Annotated in this window: 20 protein-coding genes; 14 read left to right on the forward strand and 6 right to left on the reverse strand. The window is 75.2% G+C overall.

Annotation, left to right across the window (positions count from 1 at the left end; genetic code table 11):
- Positions 1–1,312 precede the first annotated feature (1,312 nt).
- From AC1C2V_RS18875 to AC1C2V_RS18935, 13 genes are all read left to right on the forward strand, one after another.
- On the forward strand, positions 1,313–2,200 hold the full coding sequence (locus tag AC1C2V_RS18875; protein ID WP_495391191.1) for a hypothetical protein: 888 nt from the start codon (positions 1,313–1,315) through the stop codon (positions 2,198–2,200).
- The gene (locus AC1C2V_RS18880; protein ID WP_495391192.1) at positions 2,197–3,210 is read left to right on the forward strand and encodes an HAD-IIA family hydrolase; all 1,014 of its coding nucleotides are present in this window, start codon (positions 2,197–2,199) and stop codon (positions 3,208–3,210) included. The genes AC1C2V_RS18875 and AC1C2V_RS18880 overlap by 4 nt, the downstream gene beginning before the upstream one ends.
- Before the next feature lie 170 nt (positions 3,211–3,380).
- A complete protein-coding gene (locus tag AC1C2V_RS18885; protein ID WP_495391193.1) occupies positions 3,381–3,632 on the forward strand; it encodes a hypothetical protein in 252 nt (83 codons plus the stop codon).
- 14 nt (positions 3,633–3,646) lie between these two features.
- Positions 3,647–4,531 (forward strand): TlyA family RNA methyltransferase, encoded by an 885-nt coding sequence (locus AC1C2V_RS18890; protein ID WP_495391194.1) that lies wholly within the window; start codon positions 3,647–3,649, stop codon positions 4,529–4,531.
- Positions 4,528–5,547 (forward strand): NAD kinase, encoded by a 1,020-nt coding sequence (locus AC1C2V_RS18895; RefSeq protein WP_495391195.1) that lies wholly within the window; start codon positions 4,528–4,530, stop codon positions 5,545–5,547. The genes AC1C2V_RS18890 and AC1C2V_RS18895 overlap by 4 nt, the downstream gene beginning before the upstream one ends.
- Positions 5,548–7,317: a DNA repair protein RecN gene (gene recN, locus AC1C2V_RS18900; protein WP_495391196.1), complete on the forward strand. Its 1,770-nt coding sequence runs from the start codon at positions 5,548–5,550 to the stop codon at positions 7,315–7,317. It abuts the gene before it with no gap.
- Positions 7,318–7,322: 5 nt separating this feature from the next.
- Positions 7,323–8,516: a putative cytokinetic ring protein SteA gene (gene steA / locus AC1C2V_RS18905; RefSeq protein WP_495391197.1), complete on the forward strand. Its 1,194-nt coding sequence runs from the start codon at positions 7,323–7,325 to the stop codon at positions 8,514–8,516.
- Positions 8,517–8,584: 68 nt separating this feature from the next.
- The gene (locus AC1C2V_RS18910; protein WP_495391198.1) at positions 8,585–9,577 is read left to right on the forward strand and encodes a copper transporter; all 993 of its coding nucleotides are present in this window, start codon (positions 8,585–8,587) and stop codon (positions 9,575–9,577) included.
- The gene (locus AC1C2V_RS18915; protein ID WP_495391199.1) at positions 9,577–10,443 is read left to right on the forward strand and encodes a hypothetical protein; all 867 of its coding nucleotides are present in this window, start codon (positions 9,577–9,579) and stop codon (positions 10,441–10,443) included. The genes AC1C2V_RS18910 and AC1C2V_RS18915 overlap by 1 nt, the downstream gene beginning before the upstream one ends.
- Before the next feature lie 5 nt (positions 10,444–10,448).
- Positions 10,449–12,059 (forward strand): murein biosynthesis integral membrane protein MurJ, encoded by a 1,611-nt coding sequence (gene murJ, locus AC1C2V_RS18920; RefSeq protein ID WP_495391262.1) that lies wholly within the window; start codon positions 10,449–10,451, stop codon positions 12,057–12,059.
- A 111-nt stretch (positions 12,060–12,170) separates the two neighbouring features.
- Complete coding sequence (gene pyrG, locus AC1C2V_RS18925) at positions 12,171–13,859, forward strand: CTP synthase (protein WP_495391200.1); 1,689 nt, start codon at positions 12,171–12,173, stop codon at positions 13,857–13,859.
- Positions 13,856–14,518 (forward strand): NUDIX domain-containing protein, encoded by a 663-nt coding sequence (locus tag AC1C2V_RS18930; protein ID WP_495391201.1) that lies wholly within the window; start codon positions 13,856–13,858, stop codon positions 14,516–14,518. The genes pyrG and AC1C2V_RS18930 overlap by 4 nt, the downstream gene beginning before the upstream one ends.
- Before the next feature lie 64 nt (positions 14,519–14,582).
- On the forward strand, positions 14,583–18,029 hold the full coding sequence (locus AC1C2V_RS18935) for an ATP-binding protein (RefSeq protein WP_495391202.1): 3,447 nt from the start codon (positions 14,583–14,585) through the stop codon (positions 18,027–18,029).
- Here AC1C2V_RS18935 and AC1C2V_RS18940 read toward each other — a convergent pair.
- Both AC1C2V_RS18940 and AC1C2V_RS18945 read right to left on the reverse strand, forming a co-directional pair.
- On the reverse strand, positions 18,011–18,862 hold the full coding sequence (locus AC1C2V_RS18940) for an ABC transporter permease (protein WP_495391203.1): 852 nt from the start codon (positions 18,860–18,862) through the stop codon (positions 18,011–18,013). The genes AC1C2V_RS18935 and AC1C2V_RS18940 overlap by 19 nt on opposite strands.
- Positions 18,859–19,860 carry an ATP-binding cassette domain-containing protein gene (locus tag AC1C2V_RS18945; RefSeq protein WP_495391204.1) on the reverse strand — a complete coding sequence of 334 codons (1,002 nt, stop codon included), beginning with the start codon at positions 19,858–19,860 and terminating at the stop codon, positions 18,859–18,861. Before AC1C2V_RS18945 ends, AC1C2V_RS18940 begins: the two co-directional genes overlap by 4 nt.
- A gap of 183 nt (positions 19,861–20,043) precedes the next feature.
- On the opposite strand from AC1C2V_RS18945, the gene AC1C2V_RS18950 reads away from it, so the two are divergent.
- Positions 20,044–21,336, forward strand: a complete 1,293-nt coding sequence (locus tag AC1C2V_RS18950) for an FAD-dependent oxidoreductase (protein WP_495391205.1) — start codon at positions 20,044–20,046, stop codon at positions 21,334–21,336.
- 37 nt (positions 21,337–21,373) lie between these two features.
- On the opposite strand, the gene AC1C2V_RS18955 is transcribed toward AC1C2V_RS18950, so the two are convergent.
- The 4 genes from AC1C2V_RS18955 to AC1C2V_RS18970 form a co-directional block, all read right to left on the reverse strand.
- Positions 21,374–22,102 carry an aminotransferase class IV gene (locus AC1C2V_RS18955; RefSeq protein WP_495391206.1) on the reverse strand — a complete coding sequence of 243 codons (729 nt, stop codon included), beginning with the start codon at positions 22,100–22,102 and terminating at the stop codon, positions 21,374–21,376.
- Between the two features lie 40 nt (positions 22,103–22,142).
- Positions 22,143–23,096: a COX15/CtaA family protein gene (locus AC1C2V_RS18960; protein WP_495391207.1), complete on the reverse strand. Its 954-nt coding sequence runs from the start codon at positions 23,094–23,096 to the stop codon at positions 22,143–22,145.
- A 97-nt stretch (positions 23,097–23,193) separates the two neighbouring features.
- On the reverse strand, positions 23,194–23,994 hold the full coding sequence (locus AC1C2V_RS18965; protein ID WP_495391208.1) for an ABC transporter permease: 801 nt from the start codon (positions 23,992–23,994) through the stop codon (positions 23,194–23,196).
- Positions 23,991–25,067 (reverse strand): ABC transporter ATP-binding protein, encoded by a 1,077-nt coding sequence (locus AC1C2V_RS18970; protein ID WP_495391209.1) that lies wholly within the window; start codon positions 25,065–25,067, stop codon positions 23,991–23,993. Before AC1C2V_RS18970 ends, AC1C2V_RS18965 begins: the two co-directional genes overlap by 4 nt.
- Positions 25,068–25,095 lie beyond the last annotated feature (28 nt).

Raw genomic sequence — 25,095 nt, forward strand, 5'->3', positions numbered from 1 at the left:
GAGAGGGGGTGGGAGAGTAGGACGCCGCCGGACATCTATTCACGAGAGGCCCACCCCTGACCCGGGGTGGGCCTTTCGCATGTCTGGAGTTCGGTACTGCGGTGGATGCGTTGGAGGAGATGAGCTACGCGCGGTCCGTGTGCGGAGGGACCGGCCGAGGCGCGGGCTGGCTCGCGTCCGGTAGTGCGTCCTCTCACACCGGTGACCGAGCACGACGCCGTCCTGGAGGACGGTGGCGTGGGAGAATACGGCTTGTGTCGGCGTCGGAAGGAACACCGTGAACGATTCACCACGGGACAAGAGCAAGGGCGGTACCGGCGATCGCTCGTCGTCGTCCCGTGGCGGGAATCCCCGTTCGGGAGCGCGCGACGGGAGCCGCGGTGCGTCGGGGTCTGCAGCGGGGGCCCGCCCCAGGAGCGGAGAGGCTCCGAAGGGGCGGGGCAGCGGGGTTGCCGGCCGACGGGATCAGGACGACCGACCTCAGTCGCCCCGGGGCGGGCGGTCCGCGGAGCGGGGTCCCGCTCGGTCTGACCGGGGTCTTGCTCGGCCTGACCGGGGTCCTGCTCGGTCTGACCAGGGTGCTGCTCGCAGCGACCGGGGTCGCGGATCGGACGACCGGGCGCGGGAGTACCGCAGGCCTGATGAGCGGCAGCGCGACGACCATGGTCGCTCCGACTATCGCCGGCGGGACGACCAGGGTCGACCTGACGACCGCCGGCGGGACGACCAGGGTCGACCTGACGACCGGCGGCGGGACGACCAGGGTCGACCTGACGACCGGCGGCGGGACGACCGTGGACGTGCAGGCGGGGGACCGTCGACGTCTGGCGGGTACCGGGACGGTGGCCGGCGGCAGGACTCGTCGCGCGGATCCGGCTCGGCGTCCGGACGTCCGGAGGGCCGTGAAGCGAAGTACCGCGGCGGGCCCGAGGGCGGTCGTTCCGGTGAGCGCCGGCCCAGCGAAGGGCGCGTGGGGAACGACCGCCGGGACCGCCGCGATTCGCCGGACGGTCGACGCGACGCGGGGGACGGCCGCGACCGGTTCGAGGGGCAGCGGGACCGGCGCGACAGCCGGGAGCGGACGAGCGCCCCGCGCGACGACCGTCGTGACTCGCGGGAGCGGCCCGACGGCCGCAGCGACGGTGTCCGGGGTTCTGCACCTCGTGGGCCGCGCGGGGCGGAGAGCACGACGGTACGCCGGCCCGCGGGCGGCGCGGCCCGCGGTGGAGCCGCAGCGCGCGGGACGCAGTCCGCGCCGACGTCCGACCGTCGGCCGCGGGTCGCGGAGCCGGAGATCGACGAGGACGTGACGATGGGACAGCTCGGGCGCGACGTCCGCGGCCGTCTGCGCGGGCTGACCAAGGAGAACGCCGAGCGGATCGGGCTGCACCTGGTGATGGCCGGGCGGCTCCTCGACACCGACCCGGAGAAGGCCTACGAGCACGCGCAGGCTGCGGTGCGGCGAGGCGGGCGCGTGGACGTGGTGCGCGAGGCTGCCGGTATCGCGGCGTACCGCACGGCGCGGTTCGCGGAGGCGCTGCGCGAGCTGCGCACCGTACGCCGGCTGAACGGGTCGTCGGAGCACCTGCCGCTCATGGCCGACGCCGAGCGCGGGCTGGGCCGCCCGGAGCGTGCCCTTGCCCTGGCAGCGAGCGAGGAGGCGAGGACCCTCGACGCAGACGGGCGCACGGAGCTCGCGATCGTGGCGAGCGGCGCACGGGCTGACCTCGGCGAGTACGCCGCGGCACTGGCGGTCCTCGACCGCATCCCCGCGGCGGAGCGCCGCGGGGACCTGGGGCTGCGCGTGCTCCAGGCGCGCGCCTTCGCGTTGGAGGCCGCAGGGCGCACCGCCGAGGCGACCGAGATCCTGGCCGGGGTGGACCCTGCGGCGCTCGAGCGCGCGTCCGGCGTCCCCGAGGACGACGACGAGGTCGTGGTCTACGACACGTACGACGACGAGCTCGCGGAGGCCGAGACTCCCGAGGCGGGGGACGACGCCGGCAGCATGGACGACGCCGGCAGCATGGACGACGCCGCGCCAGGGACGGGTGCCGGGGCCGAGCCCACGGCCGGTGAGGTTCCGGAGGACGCGGACACCGAGGAGGCATCGAGCACCGACGAGGCCACGGACGCGGTCGAGCCCGAGGGGGAGCCGGCCGACGAGGGGGCGAGCGTCTCCGACGATCGAGACGCGGTATGACGGCGACGCTCCAGGGCTGCTCCGGCCCGCTCGCGGCGGCACACGACCTCGCGCTGGTGGACCTGGACGGGGTCGCGTACCGCGGCCATCTGCCGATCCCGCACGCGTCGGAGAGCCTGGCCGCGGCGCGGGAGACAGGGATGCGCCTCGTCTTCGTCACGAACAACGCCTCCCGCGAGCCCGAGGAGGTGGCCGACCAGCTCACGGGTCTGGCCATCCCCACGGCTGCGGACGAGGTCATGACGGCTGCACAGGCCTGCGCGGCGTTGCTGCGGACCCGCCTCGCACCCGGGGCGCGTGTCCTCGTGGTGGGCGGCGCGGGCCTGCGGACGGCGGTCGCCAGGGCCGGCCTGACCGTCGTGGACTCCGCAGACGACGACCCGGCGGCGGTAGCCCAGGGCTACGCCACGGGCCTCGCGTGGAGCGACCTGGCCGAGGCCGCATACGCGGTCGCGGGCGGCGCCTGGCACGTGGCGAGCAACCTGGACCTCTCGCTCCCGACGGCGCGCGGGTTCGCGCCCGGGAACGGTGCCCTGGTGGGAGCCGTCGTGGCCGCGACGGGCGTGCAGCCCGACAGCGCGGGCAAGCCGTCGCCGACCATGTACCGGCTGGCGGTGGACCGGGCGGGCGCCGAGCACCCGCTGGTGATCGGCGACCGCCTCGACACCGACCTGGCGGGCGCGCGCTCGGGCGGGTACCCGGGGCTGCACGTGCTCACGGGCGTCTCATCGGCCCGCGACGCCGTGCTGGCGGAGCCCGCGCTGCGCCCGGACTTCCTGGGCGGCGACCTGCGTGCGCTGCTCGAGCCGCACCCCCTGCCCGTCCGTGACGGGGAGGGCTGGTGGACCTGCACGGACCGCGCGGCGCGGGTCACCGACGGGCGCCTGGAGCTGGACCGACAGGGACCGGCCGGGATCGACGTCGTCCGGTCCGCGTGCGCGGCCGCGTGGGCCGCCGCCGACACCGGTGCCTCCGTGGATCCTGACTCCGTCCCGGAGCTGCGGGCCTGACACCGGCCCCGCGGCCTGCGGGTCGGCTGTGGGTCGTGCGCGGTGACGTCGCCGGCAGCAGGTAGCGTGGACCCGGACCTCGGCCGGCGGCGTCCGCGTCGCCTGGACCGGCGGTCCCCGTGCATTTCGCACCGTGCGAACCCGCGACCCGCGAGCGACAGGGAGGGACGATGACGCAGGACTCGGCGCTGCCCGACGCGACGTCCGACCACCCCGAGGGTCCCGATGGCCCGGCCCACGACGAAGGTCTTGAGGGCGTCGCGGGCCTCGAGGGGCTCGACGAGGTCCCCGTGAGCGAGCACGTGGCCCGGTTCACGCAGGTCCACGACGCCCTGCGCGCCCGCCTCGACGGGCAGCCGGACCAGGAGCCGGACCAGGAGCCGGGGAGCGGCGCCGGGCCGCACGCGGGATCGGCGCGTTGATGCCGGCTGTGCGCGTGGACACGGAGCTCGTCCGCCGTGGCCTGGCCCGGTCGCGACGGCAGGCCGCGGAGCTGATCGGCTCGGGCCGGGTGCGCCTCGGCGACCGGGCCGTCACCAAGGCATCCGTGCCGGTTCCTGCCGGGACGCTCGTGACAGTGCTCGACGACCCGAACGACGCGGGGTACGCCTCGCGCGCGGGAGGGAAGCTGGCCGGCGCCCTCGACGCACTCGATGCCGACCCGGAGGGCCGTGCGCTGGTGCGTGCGATCGACGGCGGGTGGTGCCTCGACGTCGGCGCGTCCACCGGCGGCTTCACCGACGTCCTCCTGCGGCGCGGCGCGCGCCGCGTGGTCGCGCTCGACGTCGGGCACGGGCAGCTGGTCCCGTCGCTGCGGGAGGACCCGCGGGTCACCGTGGTGGAGGGCTTCAACCTGCGCGACCTGACACCTGCGGACCTCGAGCACGCCCCGGACGTCGTCGTGGGCGACCTGTCGTTCATCTCGCTGGCGCTGGTGCTCGGGCCGCTCGCGGCGGTCCTCGCACCCGAGGGGCATGCGCTGCTGCTGGTCAAGCCCCAGTTCGAGGTGGGGCGCGAGCGGCTGGGCACCGGCGGCGTCGTGCGCGACCCGGGCCTGCACGTCGACGCCGTGCGCACGGTGGTGCAGGCGGCGGCGGGGCGCGGCCTCGTGGCACGCGCGGTGGTGCCGAGCCCGCTGCCCGGTCCCAGCGGCAACCGGGAGTACTTCTGCTGGTTCCGCCCGGCGGGTGCCGACCGGGACCGGCTCGCCCCGGGCGACGCCGCCGCCCCCGCCGCGGCCGAGGCGGTGGCCTGGCAACCCGCCGGACCGGACGCGCCGCCGTCGACCCCACCCGTCCTGCCGATCGGAGGAACATCGTGAGCCGCCGAGTCCTCATCGTCACCCACGGCGGCCGACCGGAGGCCGTGGCGGCGCTGTCCGAGGCCGTGCGCGAGCTCACGGCCGCGGGCTTCGAGGTGGCGCTGCACGACGACGACCTGGCCGAGTCCTTCGGGGACCACATGGCCGCGGCCCGGGCACGAGAAGGCGTCACCGAGTCCGAGGCCGTCATGGTGCTCGGGGGCGACGGCACCATCCTGCGCGCCGCCGAGCTCACGCACGGCACCGGGGTGCCACTGCTGGGCGTCAACCTCGGTCACGTGGGTTTTCTCGCGGAGAGCGAGCGCGACGACCTGCGGCACGCGGTGCGTCGGCTCGCCGCGCGCGACTACGAGGTCGAGGAGCGCGCGGTCGTCGACGTCGCGGTCCACCTGCCGGGCGAGGACGCGCCCCGTACCGGGTGGGCGCTGAACGAGGCCACGGTCGAGAAGGCGCGGCGCGAGCGCATGATCGAGGTGGGCATCGCCGTCGACGGCCGCCCGCTCTCCTCGTTCGGGTGCGACGGAGTGGTGATGTCCACGGCCACCGGGTCGACGGCGCACGCCTTCTCGGCGGGCGGGCCGGTGATGTGGCCGGAGGTGGACGGGGTGCTCCTGGTGCCGCTCTCCGCCCACGCGCTGTTCGCGCGGCCGCTGGTCATCGGGCCGCGCTCCACGTACACGGTGAAGGTGCTGGAGCGCAGCCCGGTCGCGGGCGTCCTGACGTGCGACGGGCGACGACGGATCGACCTGCCGGTCGGGTCCAGGGTCGAGGTGCGGCGGGGCGCGCTGCCGCTGCGCTTCGCGCGGCTCTCGCCGGCGCCGTTCACCGAACGGCTGGTGTCCAAGTTCTCGCTGCCCGTGGTGGGCTGGCGGGAGCTGGCCGCCAAGCGGCCGGATCACCGTGGCCCGGACGAGACCGGCCCGGACAAGACCGGCCCGGACGAGACCGGCCCGGACGAGACTGGCCCGGACGTGCCCGGGCCGACGGGTGCGCCCGAGCACGAGAAGGAGGCATAGGTGCTCGAGGAGATCGCGATCGAGAACCTGGGCGTGATCCGCGCCGCCCGGGTGCCGCTGTCCGACGGCCTGACGGTGATCACCGGCGAGACCGGCGCCGGCAAGACGATGGTCCTCACCGGGCTGGGCCTGCTCATGGGTGGCAAGGCGGACGCCGCAGTCGTGCGGCCCGGTGCCGACGGCGCCGTCGTCGAGGGGCGGCTGCGCGTCGCCGCCCACCCCGCGGTGGTGCGGCGGGTCGACGAGGCGGGCGGCGAGGTCGACGACGACGGCACCGTGGTGGTGCTGCGCACCGTCGCGGCCGTCGGCCGCTCGCGGGCGCACCTCGGTGGCCGCGGCGTCCCGCAGGGCGTCCTGGCCGAGATCGCGGACGACCTCGTGACCGTGCACGGCCAGGCCGACCAGCTGCGCCTGCGCACGGCGGCGAAGCAGCGCGAGGCGTTGGACACCTTCGCGGGACCGGAGCACCAGGACCGGCTCGACGCGTACCGCGCCGCGTGGACGGAGCGGGCGGGCCTGCTGTCGGAGATCGCCGACCTCACGGCGCGCGGCGCCGAGCGGGCCCGCGAGGGGGAGCTGCTGCGCCTCGGCCTCGCCGAGGTGGAGCGGGTCGATCCCCGGCCCGGGGAGGACGCGGAGCTCACCGCGCTCGTCGGGAGGCTGGGCAACGCGGAGGGACTGCGCGTCGCCGCGCAGCAGGCGCACGACGCGGTTGCGGGCGACGACGTGGAGTCGGAGGGCAGCGCGGTCGAGGCGGTGGAGCGGGCGCGCCGTGCGCTCGAGGCGGCCGCGCACGACGACCCGGCGCTCGGGGGGCACGCGACGCGTCTGGCGGAGGCGGGCTACCTCCTCGCCGACGTCGCGACCGACCTGTCCGCCTACGTCGACGACCTGCAGGCCGACCCGGCCGGTCTCGAGACCACGCACGCGCGGCTGGCCGAGCTCAACACCCTCACCCGCAGTTACGGGGAGACCATCGACGACGTGCTCCAGTGGGCGAGCGACGCGGGCCTGCGTCTCCTCGACCTCGACGACGGCGGCGAGCGGCTGGCGTCCATGCGCGAGCGCACCGCCGAGCTCGACGCCGAGCTCGGCGCGGCGGGGGAGACCCTCTCGGCCGGGCGACGGTCCGCGGCCGAGGCGCTCGCGGAGGCGGTGACGCAGGAGCTGGCCGGCCTCGCGATGCGTGGCTCGCGGCTCGTCGTGGAGGTCGCGCCCGCCGAGGAGCCCGGCCCGTGGGGCGCCGACCAGGTGTCGTTCCAGCTCGAACCGCACCCCGGCGCCCCGGCCCGCCCGCTGGGCAAGGGCGCATCCGGCGGCGAGCTATCCCGCGTGATGCTGGCCGTCGAGGTGGCGCTCGCGACGGCGCGGCTGGACGCCGGCACCAACGGTCGGCCGGGCGCCCCGCTGCCCACGTTCGTCTTCGACGAGGTCGACGCCGGCGTGGGTGGACGTGCCGCGGTCGAGGTCGGCCGGCGGCTGGCGACGCTCGCCCGCAGCACCCAGGTCGTCGTCGTGACCCACCTCGCGCAGGTGGCGGCCTTCGCGGACACGCACCTGGTGGTCACGAAGTCGTCCACCGGCACCGGCACCGGCGTAGCCGGAGACGGTCCGGACGGAGGCGACGGGGTGACCGTGACCGGTGTGCAGGAGGTCACGAACGAGGGCCGCGTGCGCGAGCTCGCGCGGATGCTCTCGGGGCAGGAGGAGTCCGCGACCGCTCGCCAGCACGCGGTCGAGCTCCTGGAGTCCTCCACCGTGGGACGATAGGGGCGATGAGAATGATCCTGCGCAAGTCCGTGCGTGCGCCCGACGCCGGTGACGACGGACCCGAGGTGTCCGGGCTTGCCCGTGTGAGTACGCGGACCAAGGACCTGACCAAGAAGCTGCGGCCCGGCGACGTGGCCGTCATCGATCACGTGGACATCGACCGGGTCGCGGCCGACGCCCTGGTGAGGGTCAACCCCGCGGCGGTGCTGAACGCGTCCCGCTCGACGTCGGGCCGGTACCCCAACGCCGGGCCGGGCATCCTGGTCGACGCGGGGATCACCCTGGTGGACGACCTGGGACCGGCGGTGATGTCGCTGCCCGACGGCGCGTCCGTCACGATCGACGGCGGCGCGGTCCGCGTCGACGGCACGACCGTCGCCGAGGGCGTTCGCCAGACCCAGGCCACCGTCGCGGCCGACACGGCCGAGGCGCGCGAGGGCCTGTCCGCGGAGATCGAGAACTTCGCCGAGAACACCATGACGTACCTGCGCCGCGAGCGGGACCTCCTGCTCGACGGCGTGGGGGTGCCGGACGTGCGGACGCAGTTCGACGGCCGGCACGTCCTGATCGTCGTGCGCGGGTACCACTACCGCGAGGACCTGGCGATGCTGCGGTCGTACATCGCGGAGAACCGCCCCGTCCTCGTGGGCGTCGACGGCGGCGCCGACGCGATCATCGACGCGGGCTGGAAGCCCGACATGATCGTGGGTGACATGGACTCCGTCTCGGACCGCGCGCTGTCCTCCGGCGCGGAGATCGTGGTGCACGCCTACCGCGACGGGTCGGCACCGGGCCTCGAGCGCGTGGAGGCGCTCGGCGTCGAGCCGGTCGTCTTCCCGGCGACGGGCACCAGCGAGGACATCGCCATGCTGCTGGCCGACGACAAGGGCGCCGAGCTGATCGTCGCCGTCGGCACCCACGCCACCCTCGTGGAGTTCCTCGACAAGGGGCGCGCGGGGATGGCCAGCACCTTCCTCACCCGGCTGCGGGTGGGCGGCAAGCTCGTGGACGCCAAGGGCGTGTCCCGGCTGTACCGCACCCGCATCTCCAACCTGCAGCTCACGCTGCTGTCCCTGGCGGGCGTCGCTGCCGTCGTCGCCGCGCTGTTGTCCACCTCCGCCGGGCAGACGTTCTTCGGGCTCGTCGGTGCGCGGATCGACGACCTCGTCTCGTGGGTGGGTAGCCTCTTCGGCGGCTGACGCCGTTCCCGACCCCTCGGCACGCCGCCCGCCCGTCCCGTCCCGACCCGAAGGAACCTCCGCCGACCGTGATCGACTTCAGGTACCACCTCGTCTCGCTGATCTCCGTGTTCCTCGCCCTCGCGGTGGGCATCATCCTCGGTGCAGGCCCGCTGCAGGGCGCCATCGGCGACCAGCTCACCGACCAGGTCGACGCGCTGCGCACGGAGCGCAACACGCTGCGCGAGGAGCTCGGGGAGGCACAGATCATCGCCCAGGAGCAGCGCCGCTTCGTCGACAGCGCCGGCGACCAGCTCGTCGCCGGCTCGCTGACCGGCAAGCGCGTCGCCGTCGTCGAGGTCGACGAGGTGAGCGACGGCGCCGAGCAGGCCGTGCTCGACCAGATCGAGGGCGCCGACGGGACGGTCGTCGCGCAGGAGCGGCTCACCGGGTCCTGGACGTCGGCGGAGGAGCTGTCGCTGCGCGAGACCGTCGCGGGCGGGCTGCGCGACCAGCTGCCGGCCGACCTCGTCGACGGGGTGATCGACGACGAGTCCGGGACCGCCGAGCTGCTCGCGGCATCGCTCTCGGTCGCGCTCACCGACGCCGACCCCACGCAGCCCGACGCGTTCAGCGAGGCGGCGACCGAGCAACAGCACCTGCTGGAGCAGGTCGGGCTCGTGGAGGCCATCGCGGAGCCCTCAGCCCCGGCCGACGCGATCCTGCTGCTCTCGGGCGGCGGCACCGGCGACGAGGAGGAGACCGGCGACGCCGATCCGGCCGAGACAGGGGTGGGCGCCCTCACGACGCTCGCGGGTACGTCCGCCGAGATCGTCGGGACCGCCGTGCTGGCCGGCCCGACGACGCAGGACGGCGACCTGGTGTCGGCGATCCGGTCCGACGACCGGCTGGCCGACCTGGTGAGCACCGTCAGCGGGGTGGAGCAGACGACCGGCCAGATCGTGGTGCCGCTCGCGATCGCGGCGCAGGAGGCCGGCACCGTGGACCAGTACGGCTTCGAGGACGGGGCCTCGGTGCTCCCGCCCGTGGTCGAGCAGGGCGAGACGCAGGGGGACGGCTGATGGGCGCGGGCCTCGGCGCGCTGCTGCGCGCCGCCGTCGTCGGGGCGGCCGGGACCACGCTGGCCCGCCGCGCCCTCGAGACCGACCCGCCCGGCGGCGCCGCCCGCTGGACGCGCACGAACCACCGCGGCGAACCGGTCAGCATGCTCGAGGGCCCTGCGGTCGCCGCCGGGCTGGTCGCGGGCACCCTCGCGGCGGGGGGCGGGCGCGAGCGTGCCGGCGCCGTCGTCGCCACGGCGGGTGCGGCGGCCTTCGGGCTCGTGGACGATCTCGCGGAAGACACGAGCACTCGGGTCAAGGGGCTGCGCGGCCACCTCGGCGCCCTCGCCGAGGGGCGGCTCACGACCGGCGGGCTCAAGGTGCTGGGCATCGGCGCCACCGCGCTGGTCGGCGCGGCGATCGGCACGCGGCGCCGTTCCGCCGGGCCCGGCGGCGCCGCGGGGCACCTGCTGGACGTCGCCGTGAACGGCGCGCTGATGGCCGGCACGGCCAACCTGCTCAACCTGCTCGACCTGAGGCCGGGTCGCGCCCTCAAGGCCTCCGCGGCGCTCAGCCTGCCCGTCTCGTGCGGGTCTGCGGGCGCGGCGAGCGGGGCGATCGCGGGGGCCGCGGCCGGCGCCGCCGCCGGGGACCTCGACGAGCGCGACATGCTGGGCGACGGCGGGGCGAACGCGTTGGGCGCGCTCGTCGGCGCGCAGTGGGCCTTCGGGGCCCCGCGCGCTGTCCGGGTCGCCGCCCTGGCGTCGGTCGTCGGGCTCACGCTGGCGTCCGAGCGGGTGAGCTTCTCGGCCGTCATCGACCGCACGCCGTGGCTGCGCCGCGCGGACTCGTGGGGGCGACGCCAGGACGCACCGACGGAGTCGTGACGGGCATGACGTCGCGCTCGGGCGGGCTGCGGGCCGCGACCCAGACGCTCGCGGGCGCCGCCGTGATGATCACCGTCGTCACGGTGGCGAGCCGGCTGGTCGGGTTCGCGCGGTCCCTGGTGCAATCGGGCGCGGTGGGCACCGAAGGCATCGGCGCGGCCTACCAGGCGGCCAACCTCCTGCCCAACGTGCTCTTCGAGGTGGCCGCCGGCGGGGCTCTCGCAGGTTCCGTGGTGCCTTTGCTCGCCGGTCCGATCGTGCGGCGCGCGGGGACGGAGGTCTCACGGATCGCGTCGGCCATGCTCGGCTGGACGCTCGCCGTCCTCGTTCCCCTCGGCGGCCTGCTCGCGCTCCTCGCGTACCCGATCGCGCTCGTCCTGTGGCCCGAGAACCCCGAGCTCGTCGACGTCACGGCCACGTTCGTGCGCGTGTTCGCGCTCCAGGTGCCGCTGTACGGGGTCGCGGTGGTGCTGGGCGGCGTGCTCCAGGCGCACAAGCGCTTCTTCTGGCAGGCGTTCTCGCCGCTGCTGTCCAGCCTCGCGGTCATCGCCGTGTTCCTCGTGTTCGCAAGATTCGCCGACGGCGACCAGGCGGACGTGGCCGCGCTGTCCGGCGAGGCGATCGCGTGGCTGGGCTGGGGGACCACCGCGGGCGTCGCGGTCCTCGCGCTGCCGCTCGTCTCCCCGGTGCTGCGCGCCGGCGTGCGGCTCCGCCCGACGTTGCGCTTCCCCGGCGGGGAGGGCACGCGCGCCCGGAAGCTCGCGTTCGCCGGCGTCGGTGCGCTCGTCGCCCAGCAGCTGTCGGTGCTCGCCATGCTCGGGGCGTCGTCGCGGTTCGGCCCGGAGTCGACCTTCGCGACCTACTGGTTCGCGCAGCAGGTGTACCTCCTGCCCTACGCGGTGCTCGCGTTCCCGCTCGCGACCAGCACGTTCCCCCGGCTCGCGGAGCACGTGGCGCACGATCGTCACGACGCCTTCCGGCGCCTCCTCGCCACCACGACGCGGACGCTCCTCGTCGTCGCCGGCGTGGGGGTCGCCGCCCTGGTGGCGGCGTCCGGGGCGGTCGAGGTGGTGTTCACCGGGATCGCGACTGGATCCGTCGCCGGGCTGGGCGTCGCGGTCGCCTGGATGGCTCCGGGGATCGTCGGCTTCTCGTTGATCCTGCACCTGTCGCGTGCGCTCTACACGATCGATCGGCAGCGCGCCGCGGTGGCCGTGACGGTGGCGGGCTGGGCCGTCGTGGCGGTGGCGGCGTTCGCCCTGCCCGCCCTGACCGGCGCCCGCGACCAGCCGGGCGTGCTCATGCTGCTGGGCCTGGCCACCTCGCTGGGCATGACGGTGGCGGGGGCGGGCCTGCTCCTGGCGGTCGGGAGGCTCGCCGGCCGGGAGGCGGTGCGGGGCGTGCCGCGCACGCTGGCGGTGATCGTCGCGGCGACCGCGCTCGGCGCCTGGGTGGGATCCCTGGTCTCGGGGGCGCTGCTGCCCCCGGACGCGGGGATCCCCGCGGCGCTCGGCGTCGGGGCCCTCGCCGCGCTCGTCGCCGGCGTCGTCGTGGTCGGAGGATCCCTGCTCGCCGATCGCTCCGCCGTGCTGGGGATCGTGCGACGGGGGAAGTAGACGGAGCGTGCGGCGACGTCCGCCGCACGGGACCGTTCGCATGCGAGACGTGAGAAGGCGCACCGTGCGGTTCGCGTGCCGTCGTCGGTGCCGCTGATAGCATGGAGTTCCGTGGCCGACACCGCGAACAGACCCCAGCCCCGTTCCTCCAGCCGCTCTGGTGCGACGCACCAGACCAGGCACATTTTCGTGACGGGTGGTGTGGCCTCGTCGCTCGGCAAGGGACTCACCGCCTCCTCGTTGGGGCGCCTGCTGCGCTCCCGAGGCCTGCGCGTCACCATGCAGAAGCTCGACCCGTACCTCAACGTGGACCCGGGCACCATGAACCCGTTCCAGCACGGCGAGGTGTTCGTCACCGAGGACGGTGCCGAGACCGACCTCGACATCGGCCACTACGAGCGCTTCCTCGACGTCGAGCTCCCGGCCTCCTCGAACGTCACCACCGGCCAGGTGTACTCCCGCGTCATCGCCAGGGAGCGCCGCGGCGAGTACCTGGGCGACACGGTGCAGGTGATCCCGCACATCACCGACGAGATCAAGTCGCGGATGCGCGACCAGGCGGGCCCCGACGTCGACGTGATCATCACCGAGATCGGCGGCACCGTCGGCGACATCGAGTCGCAGCCGTTCCTCGAGGCGGCACGCCAGGTGCGCCACGAGCTGGGGCGTGACGACTGCTTCTTCCTGCACGTCTCGCTCGTGCCGTACATCGGCCCGTCGGGCGAGCTGAAGACCAAGCCCACCCAGCACTCCGTCGCCGCGCTGCGCTCCATCGGCATCCAGCCCGACGCGATCGTGCTGCGTTCCGACCGCGAGGTGCCCGAGAGCATCAAGCGCAAGATCGCCCTCATGTGCGACGTCGACAACGAGGCCGTGATCAACTGCGCCGACGCGCCGTCGATCTACGACATCCCGCGAGTCATCCACACCGAGGGCCTCGACGCCTACGTGGTGCGCCGCCTCGACCTGCCGTTCCACGACGTCGACTGGGACGGCTGGAACCTGCTGCTCGAGCGCGTGCACGAGCCGGAGCACCACATCGAGATCGCGCTCGTGGGAAAGTACATCGACCTGCCGGACGCCTACCTCTCCGTGACCGAGGCCCTGCGGGCCGGCGGGTTCGACAACGACGCCAAGGTCGGGATCCGCTGGGTCGCGGCTGACGACTGCCGGACGCCGGAGGGCGCGCAGGAGGCGCTCGAGGGCGTCGACGCGGTGCTCGTCCCGGGCGGCTTCGGCGTGCGGGGCATCGACGGCAAGGTCGGCGCGCTGCGGTGGGCGAGGGAGAACCTCGTCCCGACGCTCGGCATCTGCCTCGGCCTGCAGTCGATGGTCATCGAATACGCCCGCAACGTGCTCGGCCTGGCCGACGCGTCGTCGACCGAGTTCGACCCGGACAGCGCCCACCCGGTCATCGCGACCATGGCGGAGCAGCTCGCCATCGTGGGCGGCCAGGGAGATCTGGGCGGCACCATGCGGCTCGGCGCCTACGACGCGCTCCTGGGCGCCGGCTCGGTCGTCGCGAAGACGTACGGGAGCGAGCACGCCTCGGAGCGCCACCGGCACCGGTACGAGGTCAACAACTCCTACCGTGCGCAGCTCGAGGAGGCGGGGCTGGTCATCTCGGGCACCTCGCCCGACGCGAAGCTGGTCGAGTTCGTCGAGCTGCCGGCCGACGTGCACCCGTACTACGTGAGCACGCAGGCACACCCGGAGTTCAAGTCGCGCCCGACCCGCTCGCACCCGCTGTTCTCGGGCCTGGTCGCGGCGGCGCTCGTCCGCCAGGGCGCGCAGGCGTGACGGGGCCGGTCCCCGAGCCCGCCGACCAGCTCGACGACCACGTCGCCGACGAGGTCGCACCGCGTCCCGTGCTGGGGCACGAGCTGCTGCACCACGGCCGGATCTTCGACCTGGTGCGCGACGACGTCGACCTCGGGGACGCGGGCACGGTGACGCGCGACTACCTCGTGCACCCGGGCGCCGTGGCGATCGTCGCGCTCGACGACGACGACCGCGTGCTCCTGCTGCGCCAGTACCGCCACCCCGTGCGGTCGCAGATGTGGGAGGTTCCGGCCGGGCTGCTCGACATCGACGGCGAGCCCGCCGTCGACGCCGCGGCGCGCGAGCTCGCCGAGGAGGCAGACGCGACCGCCTCGCGGTGGGCCGTCCTCGCGGACTACACGACGTCCCCCGGCAGCAGCGACGAGGCGGTCCGCATCTTCCTGGCCCGCGGCCTGGGCGAGGTGTCGGCGGAGGCCCGCCACACCCGCACCGGTGAGGAGGCCGGGATCGAGCTGCGGCGCGTCCCGCTGGACGAGGCCGTGGCGCTGGTCCTGGACGGCAGCCTGCACAACCCGTCGGCGGTCGTGGGGATCCTTGCGGCGGCCGCGAGCCGCGCCGGCGGCTGGGAGTCGCTGCGCCCGGCCGCCGCCCCGTGGCCCTCGCGGCACGGCGGGTGACCTGCGGGTAGGCTCCACAGACGTGCGTGACGCCCGCCGGTCTCCCGGTCCTGACGACAGCGCCGTGAGCGACGCCGCGTCGACGTCGGCCGTGGCCGCGGTGCGGGTGCCGGCGGTGCGGGTGCTCGGCCCGGTGCGTGTCGCGGGGCCGGACGGCGCTGGGTCTGACGGCGCTGGGCCGGCCAATGCGGGGTCGGACCGTGCGGTGCGCGCGCCCCGGGGCGCGCGGTCGGCCGCGTTGGTGGTGCTGCTCGCGCTGGCCGGGCACTCCGGGGTCCCGACGACCGCGCTGGTCGAACGGCTCTGGCAGGGTACGCTGCCCGCCGACCCCCGGGCAGCGCTGCAGAACCTCGTCTCGCGGCTGCGCTCGGTGGCGGGTCGCGACGCCGTGCGCGCGACCGAGGCCGGGTATGCGTTGGGGGTCACCTCCGACCTGGACCTCGTGCGCGACCGATTGGCCGTCGCGCGCCGGGCGCTCGTCGCGGGGGACGCTCCCGCGGCGTCGGCCGCGGCCGACGAGGCCCTGGCGCAATGGTCGGGGGCGCCCGGGGGAGACCTCGAGGGCGGCGACCTCGAGGGCGTGGCCCGGGAGCTCCGGGCGGCGGCGGAGCGCTGGCACGCCGAGCTGCGGGTGGTGCGCCGGGACGCCGCCGAGGCGGCCGGCGAGCACGCCGTCGTCGCGGAGCTGGCCGGCGCGGACCTCGCCGCCGATCCCGTGGACGAGGACGCGGCCCGCGCGCTCATGGGCGCGCTCGACGGTCTGGGGCGCCGCGCGGAGGCGCTGCGCGTCTACACCCGGCTCCGGTCGGTGCTCGTGCGCGAGCTCGGCAGCGAGCCCGGCCCGGCGACGGCGGCACTCTACGAGCGCCTCGCCGCCGCCGGCGAGCACCCGGGCCCCGACGACGTGGCTCCCTCCGCGTCGAACCCGTCGCGCCCGGGACCCGATGCCGGCCGAGGTCGGCCGTCGACGCCCGGCGGTCTCGCCCGCGGCCTGCGGAGCTACACCACGGCTCTGCTCGGCCGGGAGGCCGACGTCCGCGCCGTGCGGGACGCGCTGGGCGCGGCCCGCCTGGTGACGATCCTGGGCCCGGGTGGCCTGGGCAAGACGCGGCTCGCGCAGGAGGTCGCCCGACGGGCCGTGGACGACACCGGGCTCGTGACCGTGGTGGAGCTGGTCGGGGTGCGCTCCGACGAGGACGTCGTCCTGGCGCTCGCGGACGCCCTGGGAGTCGCCCCGGGCGCTGGCACCCTGCGGCTTGCCGACCGGCTCCAGGCCGGAGACCTGGCGAGCCAGGTGGCCGCCAGGCTGCGGGACGCGGACGCGCTGGTGGTCCTGGACAACTGCGAGCACGTCGTGGAGGGCGCCGCCCGGTGGGCAGGGACGCTGCTGGGCGTGTCGCCGCGGCTGCGGGTGGTCGCCACCAGCCGGACCCCGCTGCTGCTCGACGAGGAGGCCACGTACGTGCCGGCCCCGCTGGGCTCCGACCCCGGCGACGAGGACGGCGGGCCAGCCGTGCGCCTGTTCGTCGAGCGGGCCCGTGCCGTGCGCCCCGACGCCCTGCTCGAGCGCGAGGCGGTGGCCAGGCTCTGCGAGCGGCTCGACGGCCTGCCGCTGGCGATCGAGCTCGCGGCGGCGCGCGTGCGCACCCTGAGCGTCGCGGAGGTCGAGGCCAGGCTCGTCGAGCGCTTCGCCCTCCTGAGGGTGCACGACCGCTCTGTGCCGGATCGGCATCGCACGCTCGAGGCGGTGCTCGACTGGAGCTGGAACCTGCTCACCACGGATCAGCAGACCCTGTGGCGCCGGGCCGCGGTGCTCCCGGACGGCTTCTCGGCGGACGCAGCGCGGGCCCTGCTACCGGACGTGCCCGGGTGGCAGGTGGACGACGACGTCGCCGCGCTCGTGCTGCAGTCCCTCGTGCGGGTCGAGGAAGCCGACGGCGCCGCGCGCTATCGCATGGTCGAGACCGTGCGTGAGTTCGGGCTGCTGCGCCTCGCGGCCGCCCGTGAGGAGACGGTCGCGGACGACGCGGTGCTCGGGTGGTCGTCGACCGTCGCGCGACGGTGCGCCTCGCGCATGTTGTCACCCGAGCAGCGCGAGGCCGTGGCCGAGCTCGGCCGCGAGCAGGAGAACCTCCTGTTCGCCGTGCGTCGCGCCATCGACCTGCGACGGCGGGACGTCGTCGTGCACGGCTTCGTCGCGCTCCTCGGCAGCTGGGCGGTCCGCGGGGCCGAGGATCGAGTGCTGGGCCTGGTCCCCGTGGTGCTGGACTCGCTCGTCGGCTGGGAGGTCCAGGACCAGGACGCGGACGCCACGGCGATCGCGCTCGAGGTGATCGCCGCGTCGTCGATCTTCGGGCTCCCCGGCGCGGCGGCCCGGCCGCTGGGGCGCCTGCGCCGGCTCCTGCGGACGAGCCGCGCCGTCGGGTCGCGCACCCGTGCGCTCTCCGGCCTCGTCCTCGCACGGTCACCAGAGGAGGCCGCCGGCGTCCTCACGCGGCTGCAGGGGTCCGACGACGGGTACACCGCTCTGATCGGGTACATGTTCGAGGCTCAGCAGCGGGAGAACGACGGCGAGCTCGCCCGGGGCGTCGAGCTCGCCGTCGCGGCGCACGAGGTCGCGCTGCGTCTCGACGACGTCGCGGCCACCGCGATGACCGCGATGGTGGTCGCGTCGTTCGTCGCCGAGTGCGGGGATGCTGCGGACGCGTTGCGCTGGGTGGCGGCGGCGAGGGACAGGGTGGGCGCGATCGGCGCCGAGGAGATACTGCGGCAGGTCGAGTGGATCGAGCTGAGCGCGTCGCTGACGCTCGGGGATGCCCGGACCGCCGAGGGCGTCCTGGCGTCCATGGCCGCCTCGCTCGGCGGGCGGCAGGGGTCGAGGCCGTCCGAGACGGCCGCGGTGGTCGAGCTCGGGCGGGGCGAGCTGGCGTGGTCGCGGGGGGACCGCGACGTGGCGCTCGCACACCTGACGCAGGCGGTCGAGTCGTTCGGCCCCGGCCAGCCGCGAGGAGACGCCGCGCCGTGGTTCCTGATGCTGGCGTCGTCCACGCTCGTGCGACGGGTGCTGGCCGGCGTCGACGGCGACGGCGGACTCGTGCGCCGCATCGTCGACGTGGGCCGCGGCGTGCGGGGCGCGGGGCGCGGATACGTCGACCGCCCGGTGATGGCGACCTCGTCGGTCGGCGTCGCGTTCTGGGCGTGCATGGCCGTCGGGCCGGCGGGCATCGTCGCGGCCGGGCGCGTCGCGGCCGGGGCGGAGCTCCTGGCACTCGCGGACCGGCTCGGCGCGCGTCAGGACCTGCCGTCCCTGCGGCGGGGACCACTGCGGGACGCCGTGACGGCGTCGGGCGCCGACGCTGCCGACGCCCTGGCGGACGCGGACCGCCGGGTCGCGGCCCTGGCACCCGACGAGCTGGTCGGGCGCGCGGACGTGCTCCTGGCCCGCCTCGCGCAGGAGGCCGACCAGGAGCACGGCGGGACGGACGGGCCGGTTCAGGCCTTCTTCATGTAGCTGCGCACGGCCAGCGGGGCGAAGATCGCCACCACCGCGGCGCAGCTGAGCAGCGCGATCCCGACCTGGCCGGTCACGGAGCCGGTGCCGGCCAGGTCTCGCACGGCGGTCACCAGGTGCGACACCGGGTTGACGTTGACGAAGCCCTGCAGCCAGCCGGGCATCGTGTCGACGGGCACGAAGGCGTTGGACAGGAAGGTCAGCGGAAAGAGGATCAGGAACGAGATGCCCTGCACCGACGACGCGGACCGCCCGATGACGCCGAAGAACGCGAAGATCCAGCTCAGCGACCAGGCGCAGACGATGACGAGCAGGCCGGCGAGCAGCACGCCGCCCACCCCGCCGCCCGGGCGCCAGCCCATGACCAGGCCCATGACGATCGTCAGGGTCGTGGCGATGAGGTAGCGGATCAGGTCGGCGACGAGGGCGCCGGCGAGCGGGGCGATGCGGGCGATGGGCAGGGACCGGAACCGGTCGAACACGCCCTTGTCCATGTCCTCGCGCAGCTGGGTGCCGGTGACGGCCGACGCCGTGATGACGGTCTGCACGAGGATGCCGGGGATGATGACCGGCAGGTAGGCCGCGATGCTGCCGGAGATGGCGCCGCCGAAGATGTACGTGAACATCAGCGTGAAGATGATCGGCTGGATCGTGACGTCGATGAGCTGCTCGGGGGTGCGCCGGATCTTGATGAGCCCGCGCCGTGCCATGGCCAGCGAGTCGGAGACGGCCTGCCCGAGGCCGACGCGGTTGCGGAGCGTGCGTTCGGCACCGGGGACGATGCGCCCGCCGGGCGCGGTGGGCGCCGTGGGGACGGAGGTGAGCGTGGTCATGCGGAGATCTCCTCGAGCTCGGGGGAGCCGGCGGCGGCCCGGTCGGTCGTGGACTGGTCGGTCGCGTCGTGGCCGGTCAGGGTCAGGAACACCTCGTCGAGGGTCGGCTTGTCCATCGACAGTCCGTCGAGGTCGACGCCGGCGGTGCGCAGGTGGACCAACAGGTCCGTGACGCGGGCCGGGTCGGCGACGGGCACGGTGAGCCGGCGCGCCTCCGAGGACGGGGTGGCGGGGACACCGAGGACGTCCCGGACGGCCTCGAGGGCGGTGGGGGAGTCCTCGGGGCGTACGAGGGTGAGCTGCAGGGACTGCTGGCCCACGGACGACTTGAGTTCGTCGCCCGTGCCCTCGGCGACCACCCGTCCGCGGTCGATCACGGCGATGCGGTCGGCGAGCTGGTCGGCCTCGTCGAGGTACTGCGTGGTGAGCAGGACGGTGGAGCCCGTCGCGACCAGGCGGCGGATGGTCTCCCACATCTGCGCGCGGGTGCGCGGGTCGAGGCCCGTGGTGGGCTCGTCCAGGAACAGCAGGGGCGGCTGGGCGATGAGGCTTGCCGCCAGGTCGAGCCGGCGGCGCATGCCCCCGGAGAAGTTCTTCAGCGGCCGCGACGCGGCGTCGGTGAGGTGGAACTCCTCGAGCAGGTCGCGGGTGCGGCGTGTGGCGGCCGCACCGCGCACCCCGTTGAGGCGGCAGAACAGCATGAGGTTCTCGGTCGCGCTGAGCGTCTCGTCCACGGAGGCGTACTGGCCGGTCACGCCGATGAGCTGGCGCACGACGAACGGCTCGCGCGAGACGTCGTGGCCGAAGATCGTGGCCGTGCCGGCGTCGGGGCGCAGCAGCGTCGCAAGCATGCTGATCGTGGTGGTCTTCCCGGCGCCGTTGGGGCCGAGGACGCCGTAGACGGTGCCGGTGGCGACGGAGAGGTCGACACCGTCCACGGCGCGGTTGTCGCCGAAGGTCTTGACGAGGCCGTGGGCCTCGATCGCGGTGGTGGTCATGACCTCACCGTGCGCGTCGCCGCTCCCAGCCGGCTGTCACGGCGCTGTCACACGCTCGCCCGCCACCGTCACGGTGCCGGGACCGCCCGGTGCGCCTCACGGAGAGGACCCCCCCGGGTCCGATTCCGGCATCATCCGTCAACCGGGGTTGACGCGGCAGCGACGTCAACCTAAGTTGACTGCATGACTTCTCCTGCTCGACCCGATGAGACCGATGTCGTCGTCGTGGGTGCTGGGCCGACCGGCCTCTTCCTTGCCGCCGACCTTGCCGAGCGCGGCGTGGGCGTCGTCGTGCTCGAGTCGCGCGACGAGCCCGACGACCTGCCGCGCGCCAACGGGATCGTGGGGCGGTCGGTCCGGTTGCTGGCGGACCGCGGCCTGTACCGCGACCTCGCCCGCGGAGACGGCACATGGGGAGGTTGGTGGCGTCGAGCGGGCACGGGGAACCTGGGCCACAGGCCCCGGCCCGCACCGTCCTTCGGCTACGCCGGCTTCCGGCTCCCGCTGCGCAGGCTCGCCGACAACCCCGTCTACGTGCTGCCCGTCCCGCAGCGGCGCCTCGAGATCGTGCTCGGGGCCAGCGCGACGCGTCACGGTGCCGAGGTCCGGCGAGGAGTCACCGTCACGCACCTGGACGAGGGCGCGGACGGGGTGACGGTGCACCTGCAGGAGGGCGGTGCGTCTTCCGCGCTCCGCGCTGCCTACGTGGTGGGGTGCGACGGCGCGCACAGCACGGTCCGCAAGGCCGCCGGCATCGGGTTCTCCGGCGCCACACGGGGCGACGTCGTCACCCGGCACGGGCACGTGGTCGTCCCGCGCGAGACCCTCACGTCGACGGGTCGCCTGCGCGTCCCCGCCGGCTCGGGGCACCACGTCGACGGGAGCCGTTCCCTGCGTCCGTTCCTGACCCATCGCACCCCGGGCGGCGTCGTCACCTTCGGCGCCTTCGGCCGGGGGCCGCACGTCGTCAGCACCCAGGAGTGGGATCCGCCGGAGGTCGACGGCGACGCCCCGATGACGATCGCCGAGCTGCGGGAGAGCGTGGCCCGCGTCCTGGGCTTCGAGGTGGGCCTCACGGCGCCGGCCGGCCCCGGTCCATACCAGCTGCGCCGCACGCTGAGCCGCAACGCACGGGTGGCCGATACCTTCCGTCGCGGCCGCGTCGTGCTCGCCGGAGATGCCGCGCACGTCTTCACCGGGTACGGCGCCCTGGCGCTGAACGCCGGGCTCCTCGACGTCGGCGAGCTCGGTCCCCTGCTCGCCGACGTCGTCGGCGAGCCGGCGCACGAGAGCGTGCTCGACGACTGGGCCACGAGCCGTGCAGGTGCGGCGCGACGCACCGTGTCGTTCAGCTCCGCTCAGGAGAACCTGTTGGCCCCTGGGCCCGAGGTCACCCGCCGCCGCGCCGACGTCGAGCGGCGCCTGCGCGACCCCCGCCTCCTCGCCGAGCTCGCTCCGGGGATCGCCGGGTTCTGACGATCGTGCCGACCGCGGGTCCGAAGGGGAGCCGGGCCTAGACCGGGTCCCAGGGCAGGGCAGCCACCCGGCGGCGGATCGCGTCGACGTGGGCGGCGGCGTCGGGCAGGGCCGCTCCGTCGACCGACGCGACCGCCACGATCCCGATCGAGTTCACGAGGAAGGCGCCGGCGAACCCGGTCACGTCGCGGAGGTGGACCGGCCGTGTCCGGCTCGTCGTCGTCTCCTCGACCAGCGCCAGGCCGGTGCCGCGCAGGTGCGGGGCGGCGGGCCACACGACGCCGCCGTCCGGGTCGACGAACCCGATGTTCGCGATCGACGACTCGGCCACGGCGCCGTCGTGGCCGGTGAGGAGGGCGTCGTCGTACCCCTCGCGCTCCACGCACCGCGCCCACTGGACCTGGGCGAAGCCGCCCAGGTGCTTGAGGTGTGCGAACGGTCGCAGGTACGGCACGGAGCGTAGGCGCTGCGCCGCGGCGGGCGGGCGGTGCAGGTCGTCGACCTGGACGGCGACGCGGACCGGGTCCCGCAGCACGACCCGCACGGATGCGTCGGCCTGCCCGGCGAGCGCGTGCCGCACGAGCCGGCGCACGCGGTCGTCGTCGAGCGTGGCGTCGAAGATCTCGCGGTGCGCGGCGTCGAGCCTCCGCAGGTGGTGCTCCAGGCCCTGCACGCCGCCGCCGCGGACCTGCATGGCGGTGAAGTGCCCGTAGGTGGTCGCGACCTGCTGGGCCGTCGCGGGGCGGCCGTCGACCTCGATACGCATGCCAGCACGCTAGCGCGGCGCTGCGTGGCGGCGGCGCCGCTCAGCGGGTGCGCAGGCGCAGCACGGCGTTCGCGGTGGCCCAGGTGAGGCATCCCGCGCCGACCAGGTGGGCCCCCACGAGGATCTCGGGCAGGCCGGTGAAGTACTGCACGTAGCCGATGAGCCCCTGCGCGAGGGCGACCCCGAGCAGCAGCCAGGCGCCGCGCCGGGCGCGCAGGATCCGGTCGTCGCCCCGGGCGCGATACAGGAGCACCAGGAGCACCAGGAGCGTGATCAGGAACAGCCAGACCGTCGCCGAGTGCGCGCGGGTGACGGTCAGCGGGTCGAGCGCCAGCCGATAGCCGACCTCGGTGTCACCCGAGTGCGGCCCGGCACCCGTGACGAGCACCCCCAGCGTGACGACGGGGATCAGCAGCAGGCCGAGCAGGGCTCCCACGGTGCTCACCGAACGGGGGCCGACCGGCGCGGGCGGTGCGTCCCCCTCGCCGTGCCGGTTCAGCAGGTAGGCGCTGAACCACACGAGCGCGGCGGAGACGCCGAAGTGCAGCGAGACCCAGCCGGGGTGCAGGTCGAGCAGGACGACGACGCCGCCGATCACCGCCTGGGCCACGACGCCGACCAGCGGTACGACCCCGAGCGCACGGTACGACCGGGTCCGGCTCCGGTCGGTGCACACGAGCAGGAGGACCAGGAGGCCGATGATGCCGAGCACGAACGCCAGGGTGCGGTTCCCGAACTCGATGTACGGGTGGATGGTCGACGCCTGGTGGAACGCGGGGGTGAACTGTCCGGGCTCGCAGTTCGGCCAGGTCGAGCAGCCGAGGCCGGAGTCGGTGAGGCGCACGGCGCCGCCGGTGCCGATGATGAGGATCTGGCCGATGACGTTCGCCAGCAACGCGCCGCGGGTCCAGGGACGGAACCGGGCGAGGCGATCGGTCGTGGCGCCCGGGGCGGCGTCGTTGGCGGGGCGCACGGCAGGACTCGGCGAGGTCACGGGCTCTACGTTATCGCCCCGTTCCAGGCCCCCCTGCCGCTCCCGGGCACCCTGGAGTGTGACCTTGGCCCGGGTCCGCGGCCGGGCCGAGCCGTCGTCACTGCCAGCGGAAGAACCGGGCTGCGGCCCATGCCAGCAGCGCCGTCCAGGCGGCGAGCACCACGACGGCGAGCACGGGCACGCCCGTGCCGAGCAGCGCGCCGCGCATCGCCTCGCCCAGCGCGCCCGACGGTAGGAACGTCGCGAGGTGCGCGAGCGCACCGGGCAGCTGGTCGGGCGGCACGAGCAGGCCGCCGCCGACCACGAGGAGCACGAGCACGAGGTTCGCGACGGCGAGCACGCCCTCGGCGCGGAGCGTGCCGGCCAGCAGCAGCGCGAGCGCGGTGAAGGCCGCCGTCCCGAGGAGCCCGACGCCGATCGCGGGAAGGATCCCCGCCGCCGCGGGCTGCCAGCCGAGCGACAGGGCGACCGCGCCGACCACCACGACCTGCACGAACTCGACGGCCAGCACGCCCAGGAGCTTGCCGGCGAGCAGGCCGCCGCGGCCCAGCGGGGTGGTTGCGAGGAGGCGCAGCACGCCGTTGCGGCGGTCGAACGCGGTCGCGATCGCCTGCGAGGTGAAGGCCGTGGACACGCACGCGAGCGCGAGGACCCCGGGCGTCACGAAGTCGATCCGGTCCAGGCCGCCGGTGTCGATCCCGATGACGCTCGTGCGGGTCAGCCCGAGCAGGACCAGTACCGGCAGCACGATCGTCACCAGAAGCTGCTCGCCGTTGCGCAGGATCGCGCGGGTCTCGAAGCCGGCCTGCGCGAGCACGCGGCTCCGGGCGGGGGCGGCCAAGGGCGTGCCGGGCGGGCGGGCGGACGCCGCGGGGTCAGCGGCGGGGGAGGTGGTCATCGCAGGTGGCGTCCCGTCAGGTCGAGGAAGACGTCCTCCAGCGTGCGGCGCCCCACGGTGAGGCGGCTCGCGAGGACGTCGTGGTCGGCGAGCCAGGCCGCGAGCGCCGCGACCGCCCGCGGCCCGGCAGGGCCCGTGGCGACGTAGGAGCCGGGCTGCGGCTCCGTCACGACCCATGCGTCACTCGGCCCGCTCGGCCCGCTCGGCCCGCTCGGCCCGCTCGGCCCGCTCGGCCCGCTCGGCCCGCCGGCCCCGGCCAGCGCGGCCGCGATCGCGGCCCGGTCCAGGTCCGCGACGGCGTCGAACCGCAGGGTGCGGTCGCCCTGCGCGTCGGTCGCGAGCAGCTCGGGGACGCTGCCCGACGCGATGACGTGCCCCTTGTCGACCACGTGGACGCGGTCGGCCAGGTCCTCCGCCTCGTCCATGAGGTGCGTGGTCAGGACCACGGCCGCGCCCTCGTCGCGGAGCTCCCGCACCAGCTCCCAGACGGCGTGGCGGCTCTGCGGGTCCATCCCGGCGGTGGGCTCGTCGAGGAACACGACCTTCGGGCGCCCGACCACCGCGGCCGCGAGGGCGAGGCGCTGGCGCTGGCCGCCGGACAGGCGGCGCACGGTCGTGCGCGTGAAGGAGCCGATGCCGAGCCGCTCGCCCAGCTCGTCGACGTCGCGGGGGGCGGCGTACATCGCGGCGACGTGCCGCAGCACCTCGCCCGCGCGGGCGCCCGTGGGCAGGCCGCCGTCCTGCAGCATGACGCCCACCCGCGGGCGCAGCGCGCGGGCGTCCGCGACCGGGTCGAGTCCGAGGACCCGCACGGTGCCGCCGTCCGGCACCCGCAGCCCCTCGCAGCACTCCACGGCGGTGGTCTTGCCCGCGCCGTTCGGCCCGAGCACGGCCGTCACGGCGCCGGCGTCCGCGGCGAGGTCCAGACCTGCGACGACGTCGCGCCCGCCGTACCGTTTGACGAGACCGTGCACGTGGACGGCCGCGTCGGCGCCGCCGGCGCGCAGGTCCTCGGCAGGGCGGGCGGACGACGCGGCGCCGTCCGCACCGGATGGCGCGATCGAGGTGGGCACCGGAAGATTCTACGGACCCGCCGGCCGG

It is taken from the genome of Isoptericola sp. Y541 (genome assembly GCF_059445465.1).

Coding starts and splice junctions, on each gene's coding strand:
- AC1C2V_RS18875 (WP_495391191.1), top strand. CDS start 1,313: ATGGGACAGCTCGGGCGCGACGTCCGCGGCCGTCTGCGCGGGCTGACC.
- AC1C2V_RS18915 (WP_495391199.1), top strand. CDS start 9,577: ATGGGCGCGGGCCTCGGCGCGCTGCTGCGCGCCGCCGTCGTCGGGGCG.
- AC1C2V_RS18965 (WP_495391208.1), bottom strand. CDS start 23,994: ATGACCACCTCCCCCGCCGCTGACCCCGCGGCGTCCGCCCGCCCGCCC.
- murJ (WP_495391262.1), top strand. CDS start 10,449: ATGACGTCGCGCTCGGGCGGGCTGCGGGCCGCGACCCAGACGCTCGCG.
- AC1C2V_RS18885 (WP_495391193.1), top strand. CDS start 3,381: ATGACGCAGGACTCGGCGCTGCCCGACGCGACGTCCGACCACCCCGAG.
- AC1C2V_RS18955 (WP_495391206.1), bottom strand. CDS start 22,102: ATGCGTATCGAGGTCGACGGCCGCCCCGCGACGGCCCAGCAGGTCGCG.
- AC1C2V_RS18950 (WP_495391205.1), top strand. CDS start 20,044: ATGACTTCTCCTGCTCGACCCGATGAGACCGATGTCGTCGTCGTGGGT.
- AC1C2V_RS18940 (WP_495391203.1), bottom strand. CDS start 18,862: ATGACCACGCTCACCTCCGTCCCCACGGCGCCCACCGCGCCCGGCGGG.
- steA (WP_495391197.1), top strand. CDS start 7,323: ATGAGAATGATCCTGCGCAAGTCCGTGCGTGCGCCCGACGCCGGTGAC.
- AC1C2V_RS18880 (WP_495391192.1), top strand. CDS start 2,197: ATGACGGCGACGCTCCAGGGCTGCTCCGGCCCGCTCGCGGCGGCACAC.
- AC1C2V_RS18945 (WP_495391204.1), bottom strand. CDS start 19,860: ATGACCACCACCGCGATCGAGGCCCACGGCCTCGTCAAGACCTTCGGC.